13 protein-coding genes and 1 pseudogene are annotated in these 17,860 nt (G+C 61.0%); 9 read left to right on the forward strand and 5 right to left on the reverse strand.

Annotated features, from left to right (window positions below):
* Positions 1-71: 71 nt before the first annotated feature.
* The 4 genes from E1297_RS10545 to E1297_RS49110 form a co-directional block, all read right to left on the reverse strand.
* A complete protein-coding gene (locus E1297_RS10545) occupies positions 72-764 on the reverse strand; it encodes an HD family hydrolase (RefSeq protein ID WP_368669515.1) in 693 nt (230 codons plus the stop codon).
* 27 nt (positions 765-791) lie between these two features.
* Positions 792-1,349: a helix-turn-helix domain-containing protein gene (locus tag E1297_RS10550; protein ID WP_155137752.1), complete on the reverse strand. Its 558-nt coding sequence runs from the start codon at positions 1,347-1,349 to the stop codon at positions 792-794.
* Positions 1,350-1,357: 8 nt separating this feature from the next.
* Positions 1,358-1,765 (reverse strand): VOC family protein, encoded by a 408-nt coding sequence (locus E1297_RS10555; RefSeq protein ID WP_155137755.1) that lies wholly within the window; start codon positions 1,763-1,765, stop codon positions 1,358-1,360.
* A 115-nt stretch (positions 1,766-1,880) separates the two neighbouring features.
* Positions 1,881-2,153 (reverse strand): hypothetical protein, encoded by a 273-nt coding sequence (locus E1297_RS49110; protein WP_196223269.1) that lies wholly within the window; start codon positions 2,151-2,153, stop codon positions 1,881-1,883.
* Between the two features lie 117 nt (positions 2,154-2,270).
* Here E1297_RS49110 and E1297_RS49115 point away from each other — a divergent pair, with 117 nt between their 5' ends.
* Positions 2,271-2,687, forward strand: coding sequence for a hypothetical protein (locus E1297_RS49115; RefSeq protein ID WP_196223270.1), 417 nt, complete (start codon positions 2,271-2,273; stop codon positions 2,685-2,687).
* Positions 2,688-2,707: 20 nt separating this feature from the next.
* On the opposite strand, the gene E1297_RS10565 is transcribed toward E1297_RS49115, so the two are convergent.
* Positions 2,708-3,334 carry a chloramphenicol acetyltransferase gene (locus E1297_RS10565; protein ID WP_155137761.1) on the reverse strand — a complete coding sequence of 209 codons (627 nt, stop codon included), beginning with the start codon at positions 3,332-3,334 and terminating at the stop codon, positions 2,708-2,710.
* Positions 3,335-3,655: 321 nt separating this feature from the next.
* Between E1297_RS10565 and phnC the strand changes: the two genes are divergently transcribed.
* The 8 genes and pseudogenes from phnC to pbpC all read left to right on the forward strand — a co-directional run bounded on the left by phnC (position 3,656) and on the right by pbpC (position 17,759).
* Positions 3,656-4,492 carry a phosphonate ABC transporter ATP-binding protein gene (phnC, locus tag E1297_RS10570; protein ID WP_368669516.1) on the forward strand — a complete coding sequence of 279 codons (837 nt, stop codon included), beginning with the start codon at positions 3,656-3,658 and terminating at the stop codon, positions 4,490-4,492.
* Positions 4,493-4,548: 56 nt separating this feature from the next.
* On the forward strand, positions 4,549-5,457 hold the full coding sequence (phnD, locus tag E1297_RS10575) for a phosphonate ABC transporter substrate-binding protein (RefSeq protein WP_155137767.1): 909 nt from the start codon (positions 4,549-4,551) through the stop codon (positions 5,455-5,457).
* A gap of 223 nt (positions 5,458-5,680) precedes the next feature.
* Positions 5,681-6,529, forward strand: coding sequence for a phosphonate ABC transporter, permease protein PhnE (phnE, locus tag E1297_RS10580; RefSeq protein ID WP_155137770.1), 849 nt, complete (start codon positions 5,681-5,683; stop codon positions 6,527-6,529).
* Between the two features lie 11 nt (positions 6,530-6,540).
* Positions 6,541-7,878 carry a phosphonate ABC transporter, permease protein PhnE gene (gene phnE / locus E1297_RS10585; RefSeq protein WP_155137773.1) on the forward strand — a complete coding sequence of 446 codons (1,338 nt, stop codon included), beginning with the start codon at positions 6,541-6,543 and terminating at the stop codon, positions 7,876-7,878.
* A gap of 145 nt (positions 7,879-8,023) precedes the next feature.
* A pseudogene (locus E1297_RS10590) lies at positions 8,024-9,216 on the forward strand (lytic murein transglycosylase).
* Positions 9,217-9,343: 127 nt separating this feature from the next.
* Entirely contained in the window at positions 9,344-9,994 is a 651-nt protein-coding gene (gene parA, locus E1297_RS10595) for a ParA family partition ATPase (protein ID WP_155137776.1), read from the forward strand.
* A 94-nt stretch (positions 9,995-10,088) separates the two neighbouring features.
* Positions 10,089-15,611: an alpha-2-macroglobulin family protein gene (locus E1297_RS10600; protein ID WP_155137779.1), complete on the forward strand. Its 5,523-nt coding sequence runs from the start codon at positions 10,089-10,091 to the stop codon at positions 15,609-15,611.
* A gap of 21 nt (positions 15,612-15,632) precedes the next feature.
* Positions 15,633-17,759: a penicillin-binding protein 1C gene (pbpC, locus tag E1297_RS10605; RefSeq protein WP_244327717.1), complete on the forward strand. Its 2,127-nt coding sequence runs from the start codon at positions 15,633-15,635 to the stop codon at positions 17,757-17,759.
* The last annotated feature ends 101 nt before the right edge of the window (positions 17,760-17,860 follow it).

Genomic DNA, 17,860 nt, shown 5'->3' on the forward strand with positions numbered 1-17,860 from the left:
TGCATGGCAGGAGGTCGAAAGCGGCAGCGTCATTCGCATCGAGCGCGGCCGCGTGCGGGAGGTCCGCGTGTTCAGGCCAGAGGCGGTGCCGTTGGCCGTGGCGCAGTGATCTTCTCGCCGGTACCTGCGAGCCTGTCCCTCGTCCCGCTATCGACAAATGCGCGCAGGCGCCGGGTCAGGTCGAAGCGGTCCGTGTGATCGCGTCCGTAGGTGAGGTTGAAACGGTAGAACGCAGCGTCCTGCTGGGGCATCAGCAGGTGCTGAAGCATGGTTTCCAGTTTGTCCAACCCTTTGGCCAACTGCGCTTCCTTGCTGCTCGCCCCCGCATAATCGTCCCAAAGCGCCAGAAACGCCCGGGCCAATTCAGGTGGCAACGCTTCGCACAGCGTCTGAAATCCGTTGCGTTCCATCGCTGTCCGGTTGCTTTCAGGATCCTGAAGCGGAGCAGGCGTGTCTCCGCACTCCGCTTCGCCAAGATCATGGAGGATGCAGATCTTGAGAAGTTTCAGGAGATCCACGTCGTGAAGCTCCTCTTCGAACAACAGAACGAGAAGACAAAGCCGCCAGCTGTGTTCGGCGGTGCTCTCGGCGCGGCCCGACCGGGTCGTGCCGGACCTTATTGTGTCTTTCAAGCGTTCAGAAGACTGAAGGAACGCGAGTTTCCGCGGCAAGTGATCGTCGGGATCAATCACCGGATTGGGATAGGTGTCTTGGGTCATGCGGGCAATATGGGGCAGGAAACAGCCACTGAACAGGGCTTGCATAATTTATGCAAACGGGACGCATGCCCGTCAGATGCTCCTGACCAGCCGGGCAAAACCGCCCTGCGACAGGGGCAGACGCGAGATCCGGATGCGGCTTGCCGGGATCGTGACTTCGGCAAATTCGGCCCGTCGAGTTTCGTATGTAATGTCGGGTCCGAAGGGGTCATACCAGCCGAGTTCCCCGAGGCGGTCTTCGATTGCCCGGATTTCGTCCGTTGCAAAGCGCCAGAGCGGCTGGTTCATCAAAGCCGCGCCAGCATTCTTCCATTCAACAGATCGGGGACGGGACAGGGCCAGAAGCCGATGGGTCAAGTCACATACAAGGTGAACCGGCGTCGAGGCCTGTGACACCAGTTCGAGCAGGGCCTGGTCTGCGGCCGTTTCCGGCTGGGCGCGCAGCAGTCTCAAGACACGCAGCCGGTCTTGACCCGATGGAACCGCCTTGCCGCTTTCCCAGCGCGAGATTCTGGACTGGGAAACACCAAGCTCGCGTGCAAGTGCATCCTGCTTGATGCGGTTGAGCATGCGCCAGCGGCGCAGGCAGGCCCCAAGAGCTGTGTCGGTGAAGGGCATTTGACGCTGCATGAGGTGTCCTATCCGTCTTGGACCGGCTGCAGGCTCTCCTGCCCGTTCTCGGACGCATTCCTGTAGGCCCGGCTGGAGACAGAGATGGCATTGCCGGCCGGGTCTTTGGCGTTTGCGAACGCATATCCGGGATAGGGATGGATCGGGCCGAAAACGAGGCCGCGGCGAGCGCTCTGCCTGCAGAAGGCTTCCACGTCGTGCACGCTGAAGACGAGCTTGACCAGCGACTGGCCAGCCTTGCGGCCCTTTGCAAGCGGATGAAGCTGAAGGGTGAAGCCGTTGTCATCGGCAGGGACCAGTTCCACCAGCCGATCATTATCCTCGCGCACAACCTTGTGCCGAAAGTGCTCTTGATAGAAGTCCGCAACCGCGTCCACATCGCGCACATAAAGGGTAATGCGGTTCAAGCAAGCCATGGGTTGCGGTCTCCGGTTGTGCCGTCAGGATAGCGATGCGGCCGCCCGGCGGTCAATCGGGCACGTTGTTGAGGGGTTGCGAAAAGTGCCCCGGCAAGAGCAGCGTGGCACGCATTTAAACGCGTGCGCCCCATCGAAACGAGACTTCCGGCGAGATATCATTCGGCCAAATGCCTTCACTGCCCAAGGGGATGGCGGTCTTGCGAAGGGATGAACCTTTTACCTGACCTGCAGCACTCAACTTCGTATCGACGTTTTCATCGGCAGGAAAAACATGAGCTTTCTGAAACTGCATGCGCAGTTGGACACAAAAACCAAAGCAGCCTTCCTGAAATGGCTGAAGCAGCGGGGAAAAATCAATCTGTATCAGGCGGTTTTGGGCGGCCAATCGCTCGACAAGGTTTTTGAAACCCACTTGCAGCTGACGTCGCCAAAGTGTGATGGATTTGACCGGAACGATCTCAAGGAAATCAACAAGGCGAGCTTTCTGGCCAGAAACGACATCTTGCTGACCAGCCCGGAAAAATTAAACAAGATTTCGTCCAGGGAGCTGGTTCAAAACGTCTTTCTGTTGAGTGTGCTCAAGGATGTTTTGAAGAAAGCCGTTGCAGAGCTGGGATCCTTGTTTGCCGAGTTTCAAAAAAGCACTGCCTACAGGGATCTTGTGTCAAAGAACATCAGTGGCGCGAAGTTGACGGCAGAACTCAAACTGCCGAAAAAGTCGGTAAAAGAGGTTGTCGAAACAGCCGCTGCCATTGCCGTCGGGGACAAGAGCGGAGGCAGGAAATCCGCTCAAGCCCTGATTAGGAAGCATGGTGAAAACGTCCCGAAGGAACTCGGAAACGTAGAGAAGATGGTGGCTGAGATTGAGAAGAAACTTAAGGCCAACAACGCTTTGAAGGTTCCAAAGCCCGCTGGATGAACGGCCCGGATCAGGGGCGGCTACCTGTATTTTTCAATGAATGCGTCGATCGGCAGGGACCGGAAGTCGGGCAGGCGCTGTTTGAGCGTCGCATGGTCCCAGTTCCACCAGGCGATCTCCAGAAGGGCGTTTCCCTGGGCTTCGGAGAACCGCTGCTTGATCGGCTTGGCGGCGACACCGCCGACAACCGAATAGGGGGCAACATCCTTTGAAACGACGGCACCGGCCGCCACAATCGCTCCGGTGCCGATCGAGACCCCGGCCAGCACGGTCACGCCATGTCCGATCCACACGTCGTGGCCGACCGTCACCCAGTTCTTTTTCCGCCATTCGAAAAATTCGCTGTCATCTTCTCCAAGGCCATAGGCGGCGGCGCGATAGGTGAAATGGTGCTGGGACGCGCGCCAGGTCGGGTGATTGCCCGGATTGATCCGGACATTGCGCGCGATCGAGCAGAACTTGCCGATTGTGGTCCAGACCACTTCACCGCCCTGGACAATGTAGGAATAGTCGTCCATCCGAACCTCGCGCATTTCGGTGAAGGCACCGACTTCGGTCCAGTGTCCGAGCTCGCAACCGATCACGACCGCATCGGTGTGAATGTTTGGCTCGGATGTGAGATCGGGTATTTCGGCGGGCGAGGACATGCGGTGCTCCTGTGTTCCGGATTGTGAGCCGACTTCCTAACCGCGCCGGCTTCGGCCAATGCAACAATTTCAAGACAGATCGATGAATTTTCGGGCAACTGTTTGCGAGCAGGACAATGGATTGACGCGGATGCCGCAACGGCACCTTCAAGATTATAACTTACCCGGCAAATTAATAAGGTGATTTTTTCCAAGTGGTTTTAATCATTGCATTAATTTAGACGCCGAAATGTCCGGCGTTTCATCGCCCCTTGTCATTTGTCTGTAATACAGCCGTGGCTCTTGTGGCGCCCAACAGTGGGCAAACGGGCAGGGCCGGGTGTGATTGAATTCCAGAACGTCACCAAGACTTTTGGCACGCGTACAGCGGTGGACAAGGTCTCCTTCGCGATCGAAAAACCGCAGATGATTGGCGTCATCGGGCGCTCTGGAGCGGGCAAGTCGACGCTTCTTCGGATGATCAACCGGCTGACACCGGCAACCGGCGGCCGCATCGTTTTCAACGGACAGGACATTCTCCGCCTGAAGGGCAGCGCCATGCGCCGTTGGCAACGCGACTGCGCGATGGTCTTTCAGCAGTTCAATCTGGTGCCACGCCTTGATGTGGTCACCAATGTCATGCTCGGCCGTCTCAACGGTCACGGAACGCTCAAGAGCCTGTTCAATATCTTCGGAAAGGACGATGTGAACACGGCACTGGCCGCGCTCGACCGGCTCGGGATCGCACAGGAAGCGACCAAGCGGGCGGAGGAACTCTCCGGTGGCCAGCAGCAGCGGGTCGCGATTGCCCGGGCCCTGATGCAGGACCCGTCCATGGTGCTCGCGGACGAGCCGATAGCGTCGCTCGACCCGATGAATGCCAAGATCGTGATGGATGCGCTGCGCGAAATCCATGAACGCGACAACAAGGTCGTGCTTTGCAACCTCCATACACTCGATACCGCCCGCAGCTATTGCGACCGGGTCATCGGCATGCGTGACGGCAAGGTGGTGTTTGACGGGGCGCCAGAGCTTTTGTCGACCGGCGCCGCCCGCGAGATCTATGGGGCTGACGAGAGCTTTAACGAGGCGGCGACATCGACCGCCATCGACGGAGCCGCGGCTCCGGTTCGCAATTCCGCCGGTGCGATGACCCCGGCGGCAGCGGCGGCGGGCTGATCCCGCGCCGGCCTTTCAACGTCATCGACTCATTTTATCACGGGGGAGTGTCCCACATGAACGTTGCTTCGAAGTTTGCTGCGCTTGCAGCAGTCAGCATGATCGCCGTGTCTGGTGCTCAGGCGCAGGAAATCTCCGAATTCCGCATCGGCATTCTGGGCGGTGAAAACGCCTCCGACCGCCTGCGCGCCTATGAGTGCCTGGAAGAACGCGCTGCCGATCTGCTCGGCGTTCCGGTCAAGCTGTTCGCTCCGGCCGACTACAATGGTGTCATCGAAGGTCTGCTCGGCGGCAACCTCGACATGGCCTGGCTCGGTGCGTCCGGCTACGCGAAGGTTTACCTGACCGACCCGGAAGCGGTCGAGCCGGTTCTCGTCAAGATCAACACGGATGGTGGCTACGGCTACTATTCCGTCGGTTTTGCCCGCGTTGACAGCGAAATCAACTCCCTCGACGACATGAAGGGCAAGGTCTTCGGGTTCGGTGACCCGAACTCCACCTCCGGTTATCTGATCCCGTCCATCGAGATCCCGAAACTCGGCTACTCCATGGAGCCGGGCGACTATTTCGGAGATGTCACCTTCACCGGTGGTCATGAGCAGACCATCGTTGCCGTTGCCAATGGCGACATCGACGCCGGTGTGACCTGGGCCGACGGCCTTGGCGAATGGGAAGACGGCTACAACTCCGGCGCCCTGCGCAAGGCGTCCGACGCCGGTCTGGTCGACATGACCGAGCTTCAGCAGATCTGGCAGTCGCCGGTGATCCCGGAAGGACCGATCGTTCTGTCCAAGAAACTGCCGGAGCGCGTCAAGCTCGACGTGGTCGGTCTGATGGCTTCCCTGGAATCGATGGATCCGGAATGTGCCTACTCTGTCATGGCTGGCGAAGTGAAGGGTCTGGCACCTATCAACCACGCCGCTTACCAGACCATCATCGAAGCACGTAAAGCCAAGAACAACTAAGCGTTCTTGCAGATGGACAGACGCGGGCCGGTTCTCCGGTCCGCGTTTTCCTTGAAATCTGGCTGTCCTTGCGCGTGAACCGCGGATCGTTGTTGTGACGGGGCCTCAGGTGGTTTTCCCGGCTCTGCGCCCTGCCTGACCGGGATGACACGACGCAGGACCTATCCGGAACCTGTCCTGCCGGACCGGTTTGAAAGTTTGACTTCCATAAGGGATTTTTGAAATGGCCGTCGCCGCGCTCGAGGAGGAAATTCTCTCCTTACGAAAACGCCGCCAGCTTTATTCGCTCATAGGGGTTCTGCTGGTCGTTGCCGTTCTTGTGTCCGGCTATTCCAAGTCCAATGACATGAATTCCGGCGGGTTCCTGCAGGGCCTGACCAAGTTTTTCGATTATCCGGGCGAGATCGTCGTGGAAGCCTGGGAGGCGGGGCCCGCCTTCTTCGGGCTGATCCTGAAGTTCCTGCCGGCCATGCTGGAAACCCTGAACATCGCGGGTGTTGCAACGCTGCTTGGTGGCGCGATGGCGGTGGTTCTTGCCATGGCCTCGACCCGCAATGTCGACAGCTGGGGACCGCTGATCCCGGCCGTGCGCCGGATGATGGACATCATGCGCGCCTTTCCCGAGTTGATCATCGCGCTGTTCCTGATCTTCGTGCTCGGCTCCAGCCCGATCCCGGCGATGATCGCGGTGGCGTTTCACACGGCAGGTGCCCTCGGCAAGTTGTTTTCCGAAGTCAACGAGAACATCGACCGCAAGCCGATCGAGGGCTTGAGCGCCTGCGGGGCGAACTGGGTGCAGCGTATTCGCTACGCGGTGATGCCGCAGGTTGCGCCGAACTATCTGAGCTATTTCCTGCTGCGGCTCGAGATTAATGTGCGCGCTTCCGCGATCCTCGGATTTGTCGGTGCTGGCGGTATCGGGCAGGAACTCCGGCGCACGATTGGCTGGGGGCAGGGGGCTGGCGACGAGACAGCCGCAATCTTCGTGCTTTTGTTTGTCACGATCATGCTGATCGATCAGGTGTCTTCCTATCTGCGCGGCAAGCTTGTCGGCGCCGGCCGGGCCCATTGAGGAGGTTTGACATGGCTGTCGATACGTTTGACGAACCGCTTTTTGACCGTGACACCGTTTGGCAAAATGTGCGCCGCCGGGCCTTGCTCACCGTCGGCGTGCCGCTCGCGGTGCTGGCCTATCTGACCTATACGTGGTTTGCCTTTGGCGTGCCCGATCTGCTGGCCAGGGCCCAGCCGGAACGCGCCGTGATCCTCGGCACCGATTCGGTCGCCTACAAGGTCCATGTCACCAAGCTGCTGCGCAGCGACAAGATGGAAGTGGCAATCGAAGGCGAACGCCGGGCGACCTATGACCACGACAAGTTGCCGGACTGGGTCAAGGTGACGGGCAAGGATGCGGTGGTTGATCTGGGCAAGGGCTATCTCGTTGATATTGCCGGAAAAGTGGTTCATTTCACCGTGCCCGGCTATGGTACGATCAAGGTGACGGCCACGGATGCCGGGGTCGATACGGTGCTGCCGCCGGGACCGGTGCCGGACTGGATCCTCGACAATCCGAGGAAGTTCGATGCCCGCCCGACGCTCGACCGGCGCTTGCAGGTCACCCGGTCCAAGATCGAGGTGCACAACTACTTCGGCGGCTGGGAGAATTTCTGGTTCCCGTTCCACTCCCAGTTCTATGATTTGCCGTTTTCCGAGCTCTGGGCGATAGCGCTGTCGAATGAACGGATCGACCCGGACCAGTCCAACATGTCGCTGATCCTGGACGAGTTCCTCAGCAATCCGGACTGGCAGCACCGCGAAGTCTTCATTGCCCTGTTCGAGACGATCATGATGGCGGTGCTCGGCACGTTGACTGCGGCGCTATTCGGCCTGCCGCTGGCGTTTTTGGCGGCGCGCAATTTTACGCCGTCCCTGATCGTGCGGTTCGGTATCCGGCGCCTGTTCGATTTCCTGCGCGGGATCGACATGCTGATCTGGTCGCTGATCTTCATCCGGGCTTTCGGTCTCGGGCCGCTTACCGGAGCGCTCGCGATTGCCTTCACCGATACGGGTTCGCTCGGCAAGCTGTTCTCCGAAGCGCTCGAAAACATCGACAACAAGCAGGTTGAAGGTGTCCGGGCGACGGGAGCGAGCCAGGTGCAACGCTACCGATTCGGCGTCATCCCGCAAATCCTGCCGGTGTTCGTGTCTCAGGTGCTCTACTATCTGGAGTCCAATACCCGCTCGGCGACGGTCATCGGCGCGCTTGGGGCCGGCGGCATCGGTCTGTTGCTGGTCGAGACCATCAAGACGTCCCGCGACTGGGAAAACACCACTTATATCATTCTGTTGACGATCGTCGTGGTGATCTTGATGGACCAGACATCCGGCTGGCTGCGCCGCAAGCTGATCGAAGGAAAGTGATCAAAATAACGCTGGGGAAGAATAATGCCGCCGTGGTTGTCGACCACGGCGGTTTTTCATGTCAAAAACCTTGGCATCAATCCCGGCACATGCTTGGCATGCTTGTGTCTGGCTTCGGTTCAGAAAGGTCGAGGACGGGGAAGTGATGATAGGAAGACGGGCTCTGTTTATCCTGGGACTTTCGTTGACTGCGGGAGCGGGCCTCTTCGCACAACCCGCACAAGCCATTCAAAATTGCGTTGCCTCCTTGAAAAAGCAGGCCATTGCAGCCGGTGTCCGCCCGGAAGTGGCGGACAAGATGCTGTCTGGCGCGAAATACGATGAAAAGGTCATCCGCTTCTCCACCAGCCAGCCGGAATACAAGACCGAAATCTGGGACTACATGGCCTTTCTGGTCGATGCAGAGAGGATCAAGGACGGCAAGGCGCTGTTGCGCAAGCATGGCCGGACGCTCGAATCGATCGAGGCACGTTATGGGGTCGACAAGCATGTGGTGCTGGCGGTTGGGGTATTGAAAGCGACTATGGCCAGTTTCGCGGCGATTTTTATACGCCCCATGCCCTGGCCAATCTGGCGTGCGCGGGTGGCCGCCGCTCGAAATATTTTCGCGGCGAGCTGATCAAGACCCTGCAGATTGCCTCCCGCGGCGATGTGCCGATGAACCAGTTCCAGGGGTCCTGGGCCGGGGCCTTCGGCCAGACGCAGTTCATGCCGACCACCTATACCGCACTCGCCGTGGATCACGACCGCGACGGGCGCAAGGATCTGGTGAACTCCATTCCCGATGCTCTGGCCTCGACCGCAAATTTCCTGAAGGATGCCGGGTGGCGTGATTCGCGGCCGTGGGGTTATGAGGTGCGTGTACCGGGCGGCTATTCCGGTCCGTCAGGCCTCAAGAAGCGTGCCCCGCTCTCGACGTGGAATGCCAGGGGGCTCAGGCTTGTCGGCGGCGGCAAGCTTTCCGGAAACACGGAAGCTGCACTGATTCGTCCTGCAGGTGCGAACGGACCGGCATTTCTGGTGACGCGCAATTTCAATGCACTCAGGTCCTATAACGCCTCGACATCCTATGGACTGGCAATTGCGCTCCTGTCCGAGCTGGTGCAGGGCGGAGAGGCATTCAAGACACCGTGGCCAACCAACAATCCGGGGCTTTCCCGCGCGCAACGTCTGGAATTGCAGAAACTCTTGAATCGCAATGGTTTCGACGTCGGCAAAGCCGATGGCAAGGTGGGGCCGAAGACCCGTGACGGCATTCGCAAGGCCGAGGCCAAATACGGCATGCCGGTCACCGGACGTCCCGCATGGAACATCTACTACGCTCTTGGCGGGCGGTAACGGCCCCCGCCAGTGACCCTTTGGCGGTTCAAAAAGCCGTTGATGAGTTGCGCGGCTGCAAAGGAGTGTTGCCAAGGATTTCGCTGCATCGCACTATAGCTGGCAAATCAGCATGTTGGGGGAAGTGATGTCCGGGCACATTCTGACAGTGGCGCAGCAAAAGGGCGGTTCGGGAAAAACCACTCTGGCAGCGCATCTCGCGGTGGCGCTGGCGATGCGCGCCGACGGGCCGGTGGCGGTGCTCGACGTGGATCCGCAAGGCTCGCTCGGCACCTGGTTCGAAACCCGCGAGGAACAGCTCGGCGAAGACCGGACCGGTCTGGAGTTCCGGACCGCGTCCGGCTGGGGCGCCCGGCGCGAGGCAAGAAGCCTTTCCCGCGACCACGCCTTTGTCATCATCGACACGCCGCCCAAGACCGATGTCGATGCAAAACCGGCAATTGACGCTGCCGATCATGTCATTGTGCCGATCCAGCCGACCCCGGTTGATGTGTGGGCAACCGAACAGACCTTTCAGCTTGCCGCCCGGGAGAACACGCCTGCCATTCTGGTGTTGAACCGGGTGCCGCCGCGGGCTTCGCTTACCCATGAAATGGAAGCGGCCATGAATGAGTCCGGTTATCCGGCGCTTTCCGCCCGGCTTGGCAACCGCACGGGCTTCGCCGCGTCCATGGGGAAAGGCCGCACGGTGATGGAAGTTGAGCCTTCCGGCAAGGCCGCCACCGAGATACATGCGCTGCTCGAAGAGTTTCTGGGCCATTTGAACGGCACCTCGTAAAATTGCGATAAGGGTTTTCCGTAGGCCAAATCGTCTTGGCAAGGGCGCCGCGTCGTGGTCCCATAATGCTCCGAGTGCACCGGGAGGTTGAGCAATGGCCTATGGGATGGGACGCCGCGCCGTGCGCGCAGCGGGCAGGACAAGTCTGGGCGGCGCATTCGCGGCGCTGGCAGTCGCGATGGCGAGCCTCGCACCGGATCTGGGCGCGGCGCAGGACCGGCGGATCGTCACCATAGAAAATGCGGATTTTTTTGGCGGTGATTACCGCACCCTCAAGGATACGGACCTGCAGGCTTGCGAGGCGGCGTGTCTGTCCGACCAGATCTGCCGGGCCTTTACCTTCAATACGTCTGCAGGCTGGTGTTTTCTGAAAGCCGATCACGGTCAGCTGCAGGGATTTCAGGGCGCAATTGCCGGGCGGGTGGTGGAAGTCAATCAGCCCCGCGAGCCCCGGCAGGCGGACCGCAAGGCCGAACTCGGGTTTGTCAGCCCGAACCAGATGGAAGCGGCAACCACTTATGCCCTGCGCATTTCTGATGTAGCACGTGTTTCCGGTCAGAAGCTGGCGCAAATGCGCCGCAACGGTCAGACTGCCATGTTCGACGGCAACCCTGCTCTGGCTGAACAGGATTTTGCAGGTGTGATTGCGCTTCAGCCAGATGATTTTCAGGCCTGGAGTGACCTGACGCAGGCCTTGCTGGCGCAAAATCCGCGTGACTGGCAAGCGCAGCAAAGGGTTGGCGACGATGCAATAGCATCTGCGATCAATATGTACCTGCGTTCGATTTCCGATTCCGAGCGCGCGCATGCGCTTGAGCTGTTGAGTGCGGCGCTGGCCAAGCAGAACGACTGGAAACCGGCTATCAAGGCGTTGCGGCAGTCCTTGTCCTTGCAGGAGCAACCGAATCTGCGCCGCCGCTACGACCGGATGGTTGCCGAGCACGGCTTCCGGATTGTCAGCCATGAAGTGGACGCAGATACGGCCGCGCCGCGCATCTGTCTGGTTTTTTCCAGCCGTCTGGCTCCGGCCTTTGACTACGCTCCTTATGTCAGTGTTCAGGGGGCGGGAACCCTGGCGGTCGAGGGGCAGGACAGTCAGGTTTGCATTGACGGCGTCGAACATGGTGCGCGTTATCGGATTTCCGCGCGAAGCGGATTGCCTGCAGCCGATGGCGAAATCCTCGAAAGAACAGCAAACCTGTCCGTCTATGTCCGCGACCGGGCTCCAACGGTTCATTTCCTCGGGCGTGCCTATGTTTTGCCCGCAGGTGGAGATCCGACCATCCCGATTGTGTCGGTCAACACGTCGGAAGTTGATACGGCGGTCTACCGGATCGGCAAGCGCGCACTTGCGGCAACCGTGCGCGACGGCAAGTTCCTGCGTCAGCTCGGCAGCTATCAGGCCGATCAGATCGAGCAGGATCTTGGTGAAAAGATCTGGTCCGGGGTGATTGAAACCGAAAACCGCCTGAATGCCGAGATTACCACGGCAATGCCTCTGAGTGATATGCAGCTGGACCTCCAGCCCGGTATATATGCCATGACCGCACGGTCCCGGCTGGATGTGACCGATGACTGGGGACAGCTTGCGACCCAGTGGTTTCTGGTCTCCGATCTCGGCATCAGCACCTATTCCGGCGGCAACGGCCTGACTGCGAATATCCGCTCCCTGACGACTGCCAGGGGGATCGGCGGTGTCACCCTGCGGCTTTTGGCGGTCAATAACGAGGTTCTGGGTGAAACACGGACGGATGCGGGCGGTTTTGCCCAATTCGGCGCAGGTCTGGTGCGCGGGCCCGGCAGCCTGTCGCCCGGCCTTCTGGTGGCTGAAACGTCAGAGGGAGATTATGCATTTCTCGATCTGAAGAAGCCCGCCTTCGATTTGAGCGACCGCGGTGTAGAGGGGCGTCCGGCCCCGGGGCCTCTCGACGTGTTCGCCTGGACGGATCGCGGGATCTACAAGGCCGGTGAGATGGTGCATATTCAGGCGCTTTTGCGCAACGCAAAGGCTGTCGCGCAGCCGGGTCTGCCGCTGACAGTCATCGTCTACCGGCCTGACGGCGTCGAGCATGACCGCCAGATCGTTCAGGATGCTGGGCTTGGGGGGCATTTTCTGGATCTGGTTCTAAGTGGCACCGCGCAGCAAGGCGTCTGGTCTTTTGCCGTCCATCTGGATCCGAAACAGCCCGCACTTGCGCAACAGACCTTTCTGGTCGAGGACTACCAGCCGCAGCGCGTCGATTTTGAGCTTGAGACAGCGGCAAGTGCTTTGAGCCGGGAAACGTCGACTCGTGTATCCCTCAAGGCCCGGTTTCTCTATGGTGCGCCCGCTTCCGGACAGCGTCTGGAAGGGGACGTGATCGTCACCCCGTCCCGGCAGCTCACGGCCTATCCGGGATATCGGTTCGGGCTTGCCGATACGGAAACCTATCCGGTACGCGGCAGCCTGCCTGAAGGGCTGGCGACTGATGCCGGCGGAGACCTGAACTTCGAGATCACTCTGCCGGACTTGCCGGAAACAACTGCACTCTACAAGGGGGACGTTGTTGCGCGGCTGGTGGAGGCAGGCGGGCGCTATGTGGAGCGGCGTCTTGAGTTGCCTGTGACCGGAGACGGAGCACGCATCGGCATCAAGCCGGGTTTCGACGGCGGTGTCGACGAGGGAGGGCCTGCGCCGTTCGATGTCATCCTGATCGACAAGGACCTGAACCGGATTTCCGGACAAGGCCTGTCCTGGAGCCTGCAAAAGCTCGACCGGCGTTATCAATGGTACCGGCTCGACGGAAGCTGGAGATATGAACCGATCACCATCAATCGCCGGGTGGCCAATGGCACTCTGGACGTGTCAGCCGATCAGCCGGCGAAACTGTCCCTGCCTGTTGACTGGGGCAGTTACAGGTTGGAAATCGTCGGGACGGGGCCGGTTCCGGTCGCGACCAGCGTTGATTTCAACGCCGGATGGTATGCAGCGGACGCCACATCGGAAACGCCCGACTATCTGGAGGTGGGGCTTGACCGCAAGACCTACCGGCCCGGAGACAGGGCCATCTTGCGCTTGACAACGCAGGGGCCGGGCATTGCGACAATTGCCGTGATGGCGGGCGGGGTTGTCTCGACCCAGACGATAGAGGTGACCGGTGAAACGGCGGAAGTCACGATCCCGGTCACGGACGATTGGGGTGCGGGGGCCTATGTCATGGCCAGCCTGTTCCGCCCGATGGATCTTGAGGCGCGGCAGATGCCCTCCCGTGCGGTCGGGCTGTCCTGGCTGCAGGTGGAACCGGGTGACCGGAAGCTGTCCGTGGGTCTGAGTGCGCCTGATCGCATCCTGCCCGAAACCCGGCTGGATGTGGCGGTGGAGATCGGCAATCTTGCTGCAGGAACGGAGGCGTTTGTCACGGTCGCCGCGGTGGATGCCGGCATCTTGAACCTGACCGGTTATCAGACACCGGAACCGGAGGCCTGGTATTTCGGGCAGCGGCGGCTTGGAACCGAAATCCGGGACCTTTATGGCCAGCTGATCGACCGGATGACCGGTGCAAGGGGGCGGGTCCGGTCCGGAGGGGATGCGGGTGCGCTGCGTCTTGACGCGCCGCCGCCCGATGACGAGCCGCTTGCGCTGTTTTCCGGCCCGGTTCGTCTGGATGAAAACGGCAAGGCGGAAGTCTCGTTTGATATTCCGGCCTTTAACGGCGCGGTGCGGCTGATGGTTGTCGCCTGGTCGGAACGAGGTGTCGGTCATGCCGAGCAGGATGTCGAGGTGCGCAGCCCGCTGGTAATCAGTTCGAGCGGACCGGCCTTTCTGGCGCCGGGGGACCGCAGCCGTATCCTGTTCGATCTGGATAATGTTGACGGGCCGGCCGGAGCCTATGCGCTCGACATCCACGCAGACGGGCCGTTGGACGTGGCACCGCCGACCGGCGCGGCATCACGGATCATGCTTGAGGATGGCGGGCGGCATCAGATCGGCCTTCCAGTTGCTGCTCGCAATTCGACCGGAACAGGTGAGGTCACGGCGGTCCTGACCGGGCCGGACGGGGCAGTCTACAGCGAAACTCTTGCGCTCGACGTGCGCGATACCTCGCCTGGTTCGGTGCGCCGGTCAGTGTTCACCCTCGGCGGTGGCAACAGCCTCACACTGGACGCGAACACGTTTGCCGGGCTTCGGCCCGAGACGGCGTCAGTCACGGTTACCACCGGAGGCGCGGCGCGGATTGATGTGGCGGGCCTGTTGCAAGCGCTGGACCGTTATCCCTATGGCTGTACGGAACAGACCACCAGCCGCGCCTTGCCCCTGCTTTATCTCAATGAAGTGGCCGAAGCCGCAGGTCTTGGCACGGATGACGCCATTCGCAAGCGGGTGGTGGCCGCGATTGAAAATGTGCTTGCCAACCAGTCTGCCAACGGCACTTTCGGCCTCTGGAACAGTTTTAATGGCGGCGATTTGTGGCTCGACGCCTATGTGGCGGATTTCCTGACAAGGGCACGGGAAAAGGGCTACCGGGTTCAGGACACGGGCTTCACCAACGCGCTCGACAATCTGGAAAACCGGATTGCCTATGCGAGCGACGTGGAAAATGGCGGGGAGGGCATCGCCTACGCGCTTTATGTTCTGGCGAGAAACGGCCGCGCCTCTATGGGCGATCTTCGCTACTATATTGACGCCAAACTCGCCGCGTTCGACACGCCACTGGCCAAAGCCCAGCTGGGCGCGGCGATTGCGCTTTATGGCGGGCAGGACCGGTCGCGAACGGCCTTCAGTGCGGCGGTTGCCGGTCTCGGGTCGCGGCCGCCGAACGGCACCTATGATGACTATGGTTCGCCGCTTCGCGATGGCGCAGGCGTTCTGACCTATGCAGCGGCAACACCCGATGCCGCACCGTTCCGCGAGCAGGCCACCAGCTACGTTCGGGAAGCACAGGCAAATGCCCGCGCCTATTCGACACAGGATATGGCCTGGATGCTGCTCGCCGCCGATGGGTTGAACATGTCGGCCGGAAAGGATGCCATTGCGGTCAACGGTATTCCGGCACATGGCCGGTTTCTTTGGGAGTATTCCGGCGCGGAGCTCGCCAATGCGCCTGTTCTTGTCGAAAACACCGCCAGCCAACCGGCCGACATGCTGGTGACGATCTCCGGCCAGCCGGTCTCGCCAGACCCTGCGGGCGGCAAGGACTATGCAATCGAGAGGGTTCTTTTTGATCTTGATGGCAACCGGCTCGACCCTTCGGCGGTTCCCTTAAACACACGGATCGCCGTTGTGGTTACGGTTCGGCCGTTCTCTGATGCCAAGGCGCGGCTGATGGTCGTGGACCGCATTCCGGCGGGGCTCTCAATCGACAATCCGCGTCTGGTGCGCTCCGGTGATCTCGCCGGGCTGGATTTCCTGGCGGCCATTGATCAGCCGGACCATGCGGTGTTCCGCAGTGACCGGTTCGAGGTTGCTCTGGACGAGCATCAAAACGGCAGCCCGGAGATGACATTTGCCTATCTGGCACGGGCTTCAAGCCCCGGTGATTTCTTTCATCCGGCGGCATCTGTGGAGGACATGTACCGGCCGGACCGCAGGGCCAACACCTCTGCGGGGCGGTTGACGGTTCTTTCGGCGGATCGTTAGCCGGGCGCCGGGATGGGGACGATGGCGGCCGGTACGGTGTCAGGGCGATTGAAAAAAGCGGCATTTGCAGCGGGCGCATCCCTGACCGTGCTTGCCGTTGGCCTTGGGGCGGGGGCCGCAAAACTCCATCTCGATGTTTCGCAACAGGCAAAAACCATGACCCTGCCCGCGCCGCCGGTATCGCAGGTGGTGCTTGACCGCAAGGACCGGTTGCTGCGCGCCTTTCTGGCCACGGATGACAAATGGCGGTTGCCGGTTGCGCTAAACGGGATTGATCCGCTCTATTTCAAGGTCCTGACGGCCTATGAGGACAAGCGCTTTTCTGACCATGCCGGGGTCGATTGGCGGGCGATGCTGCGGGCGCTCTTCCAGAGTGCAACGGCGGGCCGGATCGTTTCCGGGGGCTCGACCCTGACCATGCAGACAGCCCGGCTTCTCGCGAAAAAGCCGACGAAAACGCCTGGCGCCAAATACCGTCAGATCGTCGAGGCTCTGGCGCTCGAGCGTCTCTACTCAAAAGAGGACATTCTCGGGCTTTACAGTCTTCGAGCGCCTTTCGGCGGCAATCTGGAAGGCGTGCGTGCGGCAAGCCTTGTGTGGTTTGGCAAGGAGCCGCGCCGGTTGACTTTGGCGGAGGCCGCTTTGCTGGTGGCCTTGCCGCAATCTCCGGAAGCCCGCAGACCTGACCGCTTTCCTGAAGCTGCACGCGAGGCGCGCGCGCGGGTGTTGCGCAAGGCGGTTGCTGCAGGCACGATCACGCAAGACGAAGCGGTTGCAGCCGAAGCGGACCGTTTGCCCGACATCTGGCGGCAGATGCCGCTGATTGCGGGACACAAGACCCGGCAGGTGATTCGCGCGTATCCCGGTGAACCGGTATTGCGCCTGACGCTTGATCGCGACCTGCAGCAGGGGCTTGAGCAACTGCTGCGGTCGCGGGTGGCCGCCCTTGGCAAACATCTGTCGGCGGCGGTGATTGTGGCGGACCACCGGACGGGTGATATTCTTGCCTCGATCGGCTCTCCCGGTCTGCTGGATGAAAACCGGGCCGGGCATGTGGACATGACACGCGCTGTCCGGTCTCCGGGCTCGACGCTGAAGCCATTGATTTACGGGCTTGCCTTTGAAGACGGGATTGCCCACCCCGAAAGCCTGGTCGAGGACCGGCCGGTGGATTTTGGCGGCTACAAGCCAACCAATTTCGACCGGGCGTATCAGGGAACTGTCACTGTTCGTGAAGCCCTGCAGATGTCGCTCAACACACCGGCTGTGCAGCTGCTCGATGCTGTCGGTCCGGCGAGGTTGATGGCACGGCTCAAGCGGGCAGGGACCGCTCCAAGGCTTTCCGCGCGCAAGGCGCCGGGTCTTGCAACGGCACTCGGCGGGCTTGGTCTGACCCTTGAGGATCTTGTGTCGGTCTATGCCAGCCTCGCCCGTCTGGGAAAACCGGTCACGTTGACACTGGAGCGCAGCGGTGCGTCCGGAGCAGCAAGGCGGACCGGGAAGCCCCTCCAGACGCCGGTCCTGTCCGGCCGCGCTGCCTGGCATGTGGCGGACATCCTGTCCGGACTGCCTCAGCCGATGGCGGCAGGCGATCAAGCGATCGCCTACAAGACCGGCACCGCCTATGGATACCGGGATGCCTGGGCGATTGGCTTCGATGGGCGGTTTGTTGCCGGTGTCTGGGCCGGGCGGGCCGATGGTTCGCCGGTTCCGGGCCTGTCCGGAGCGTCTGCGGCAACACCGATCCTGTTTGAGGTTTTCAACCGGCTCGGGCCGGAACGGGTTCGGCTGCCCGATGCCCCGCATGGGACCCTTCAACCGGGCCGGCAGGCCTTGCCCGGGCCGTTGACCCGGGCACGGGTTGATCGCGGACGCGGCGAGGCAAGGCGTGAATCCCTGCAAATCCTCTATCCCCCAGATGGTGCAGACCTGCGCGTGGGAGAGCGCGCGCCGGATAGGCCTAGGCCGGTTCTGATCAAGTTCGCCGGCGGACAAAGGCCCTACCGGCTGATGGTCAACGGCAGGCCGGTGGCACAGGAAGCCCTGCGCCCGCGCTTCGTCTGGCAACCGTCCGAATCAGGTTTTGCAACGCTAACCGTGATCGACGCGCGCGGGGCAACCGGGTCGGTTCACGTGATCCTTCGCTAAGCCCAACTGCTCACGGCATCGACGAGACCTCTACATACTGCTGGTCTGTGGAGCCAAACGCACCAATTCTACCCATTATCATCTGTTTGGGATGGAGATGA

The sequence above is a fragment of the Roseibium sp. RKSG952 genome (assembly GCF_009711355.1).

Coding starts and splice junctions, on each gene's coding strand:
- E1297_RS10550 (WP_155137752.1), bottom strand. CDS start 1,349: ATGCAGCGTCAAATGCCCTTCACCGACACAGCTCTTGGGGCCTGCCTG.
- E1297_RS10600 (WP_155137779.1), top strand. CDS start 10,089: ATGGCCTATGGGATGGGACGCCGCGCCGTGCGCGCAGCGGGCAGGACA.
- E1297_RS10555 (WP_155137755.1), bottom strand. CDS start 1,765: ATGGCTTGCTTGAACCGCATTACCCTTTATGTGCGCGATGTGGACGCG.
- E1297_RS10565 (WP_155137761.1), bottom strand. CDS start 3,334: ATGTCCTCGCCCGCCGAAATACCCGATCTCACATCCGAGCCAAACATT.
- pbpC (WP_244327717.1), top strand. CDS start 15,633: ATGGCGGCCGGTACGGTGTCAGGGCGATTGAAAAAAGCGGCATTTGCA.
- phnE (WP_155137773.1), top strand. CDS start 6,541: ATGGCTGTCGATACGTTTGACGAACCGCTTTTTGACCGTGACACCGTT.
- E1297_RS10545 (WP_368669515.1), bottom strand. CDS start 764: ATGCAAGCCCTGTTCAGTGGCTGTTTCCTGCCCCATATTGCCCGCATG.
- phnD (WP_155137767.1), top strand. CDS start 4,549: ATGAACGTTGCTTCGAAGTTTGCTGCGCTTGCAGCAGTCAGCATGATC.
- parA (WP_155137776.1), top strand. CDS start 9,344: ATGTCCGGGCACATTCTGACAGTGGCGCAGCAAAAGGGCGGTTCGGGA.
- phnE (WP_155137770.1), top strand. CDS start 5,681: ATGGCCGTCGCCGCGCTCGAGGAGGAAATTCTCTCCTTACGAAAACGC.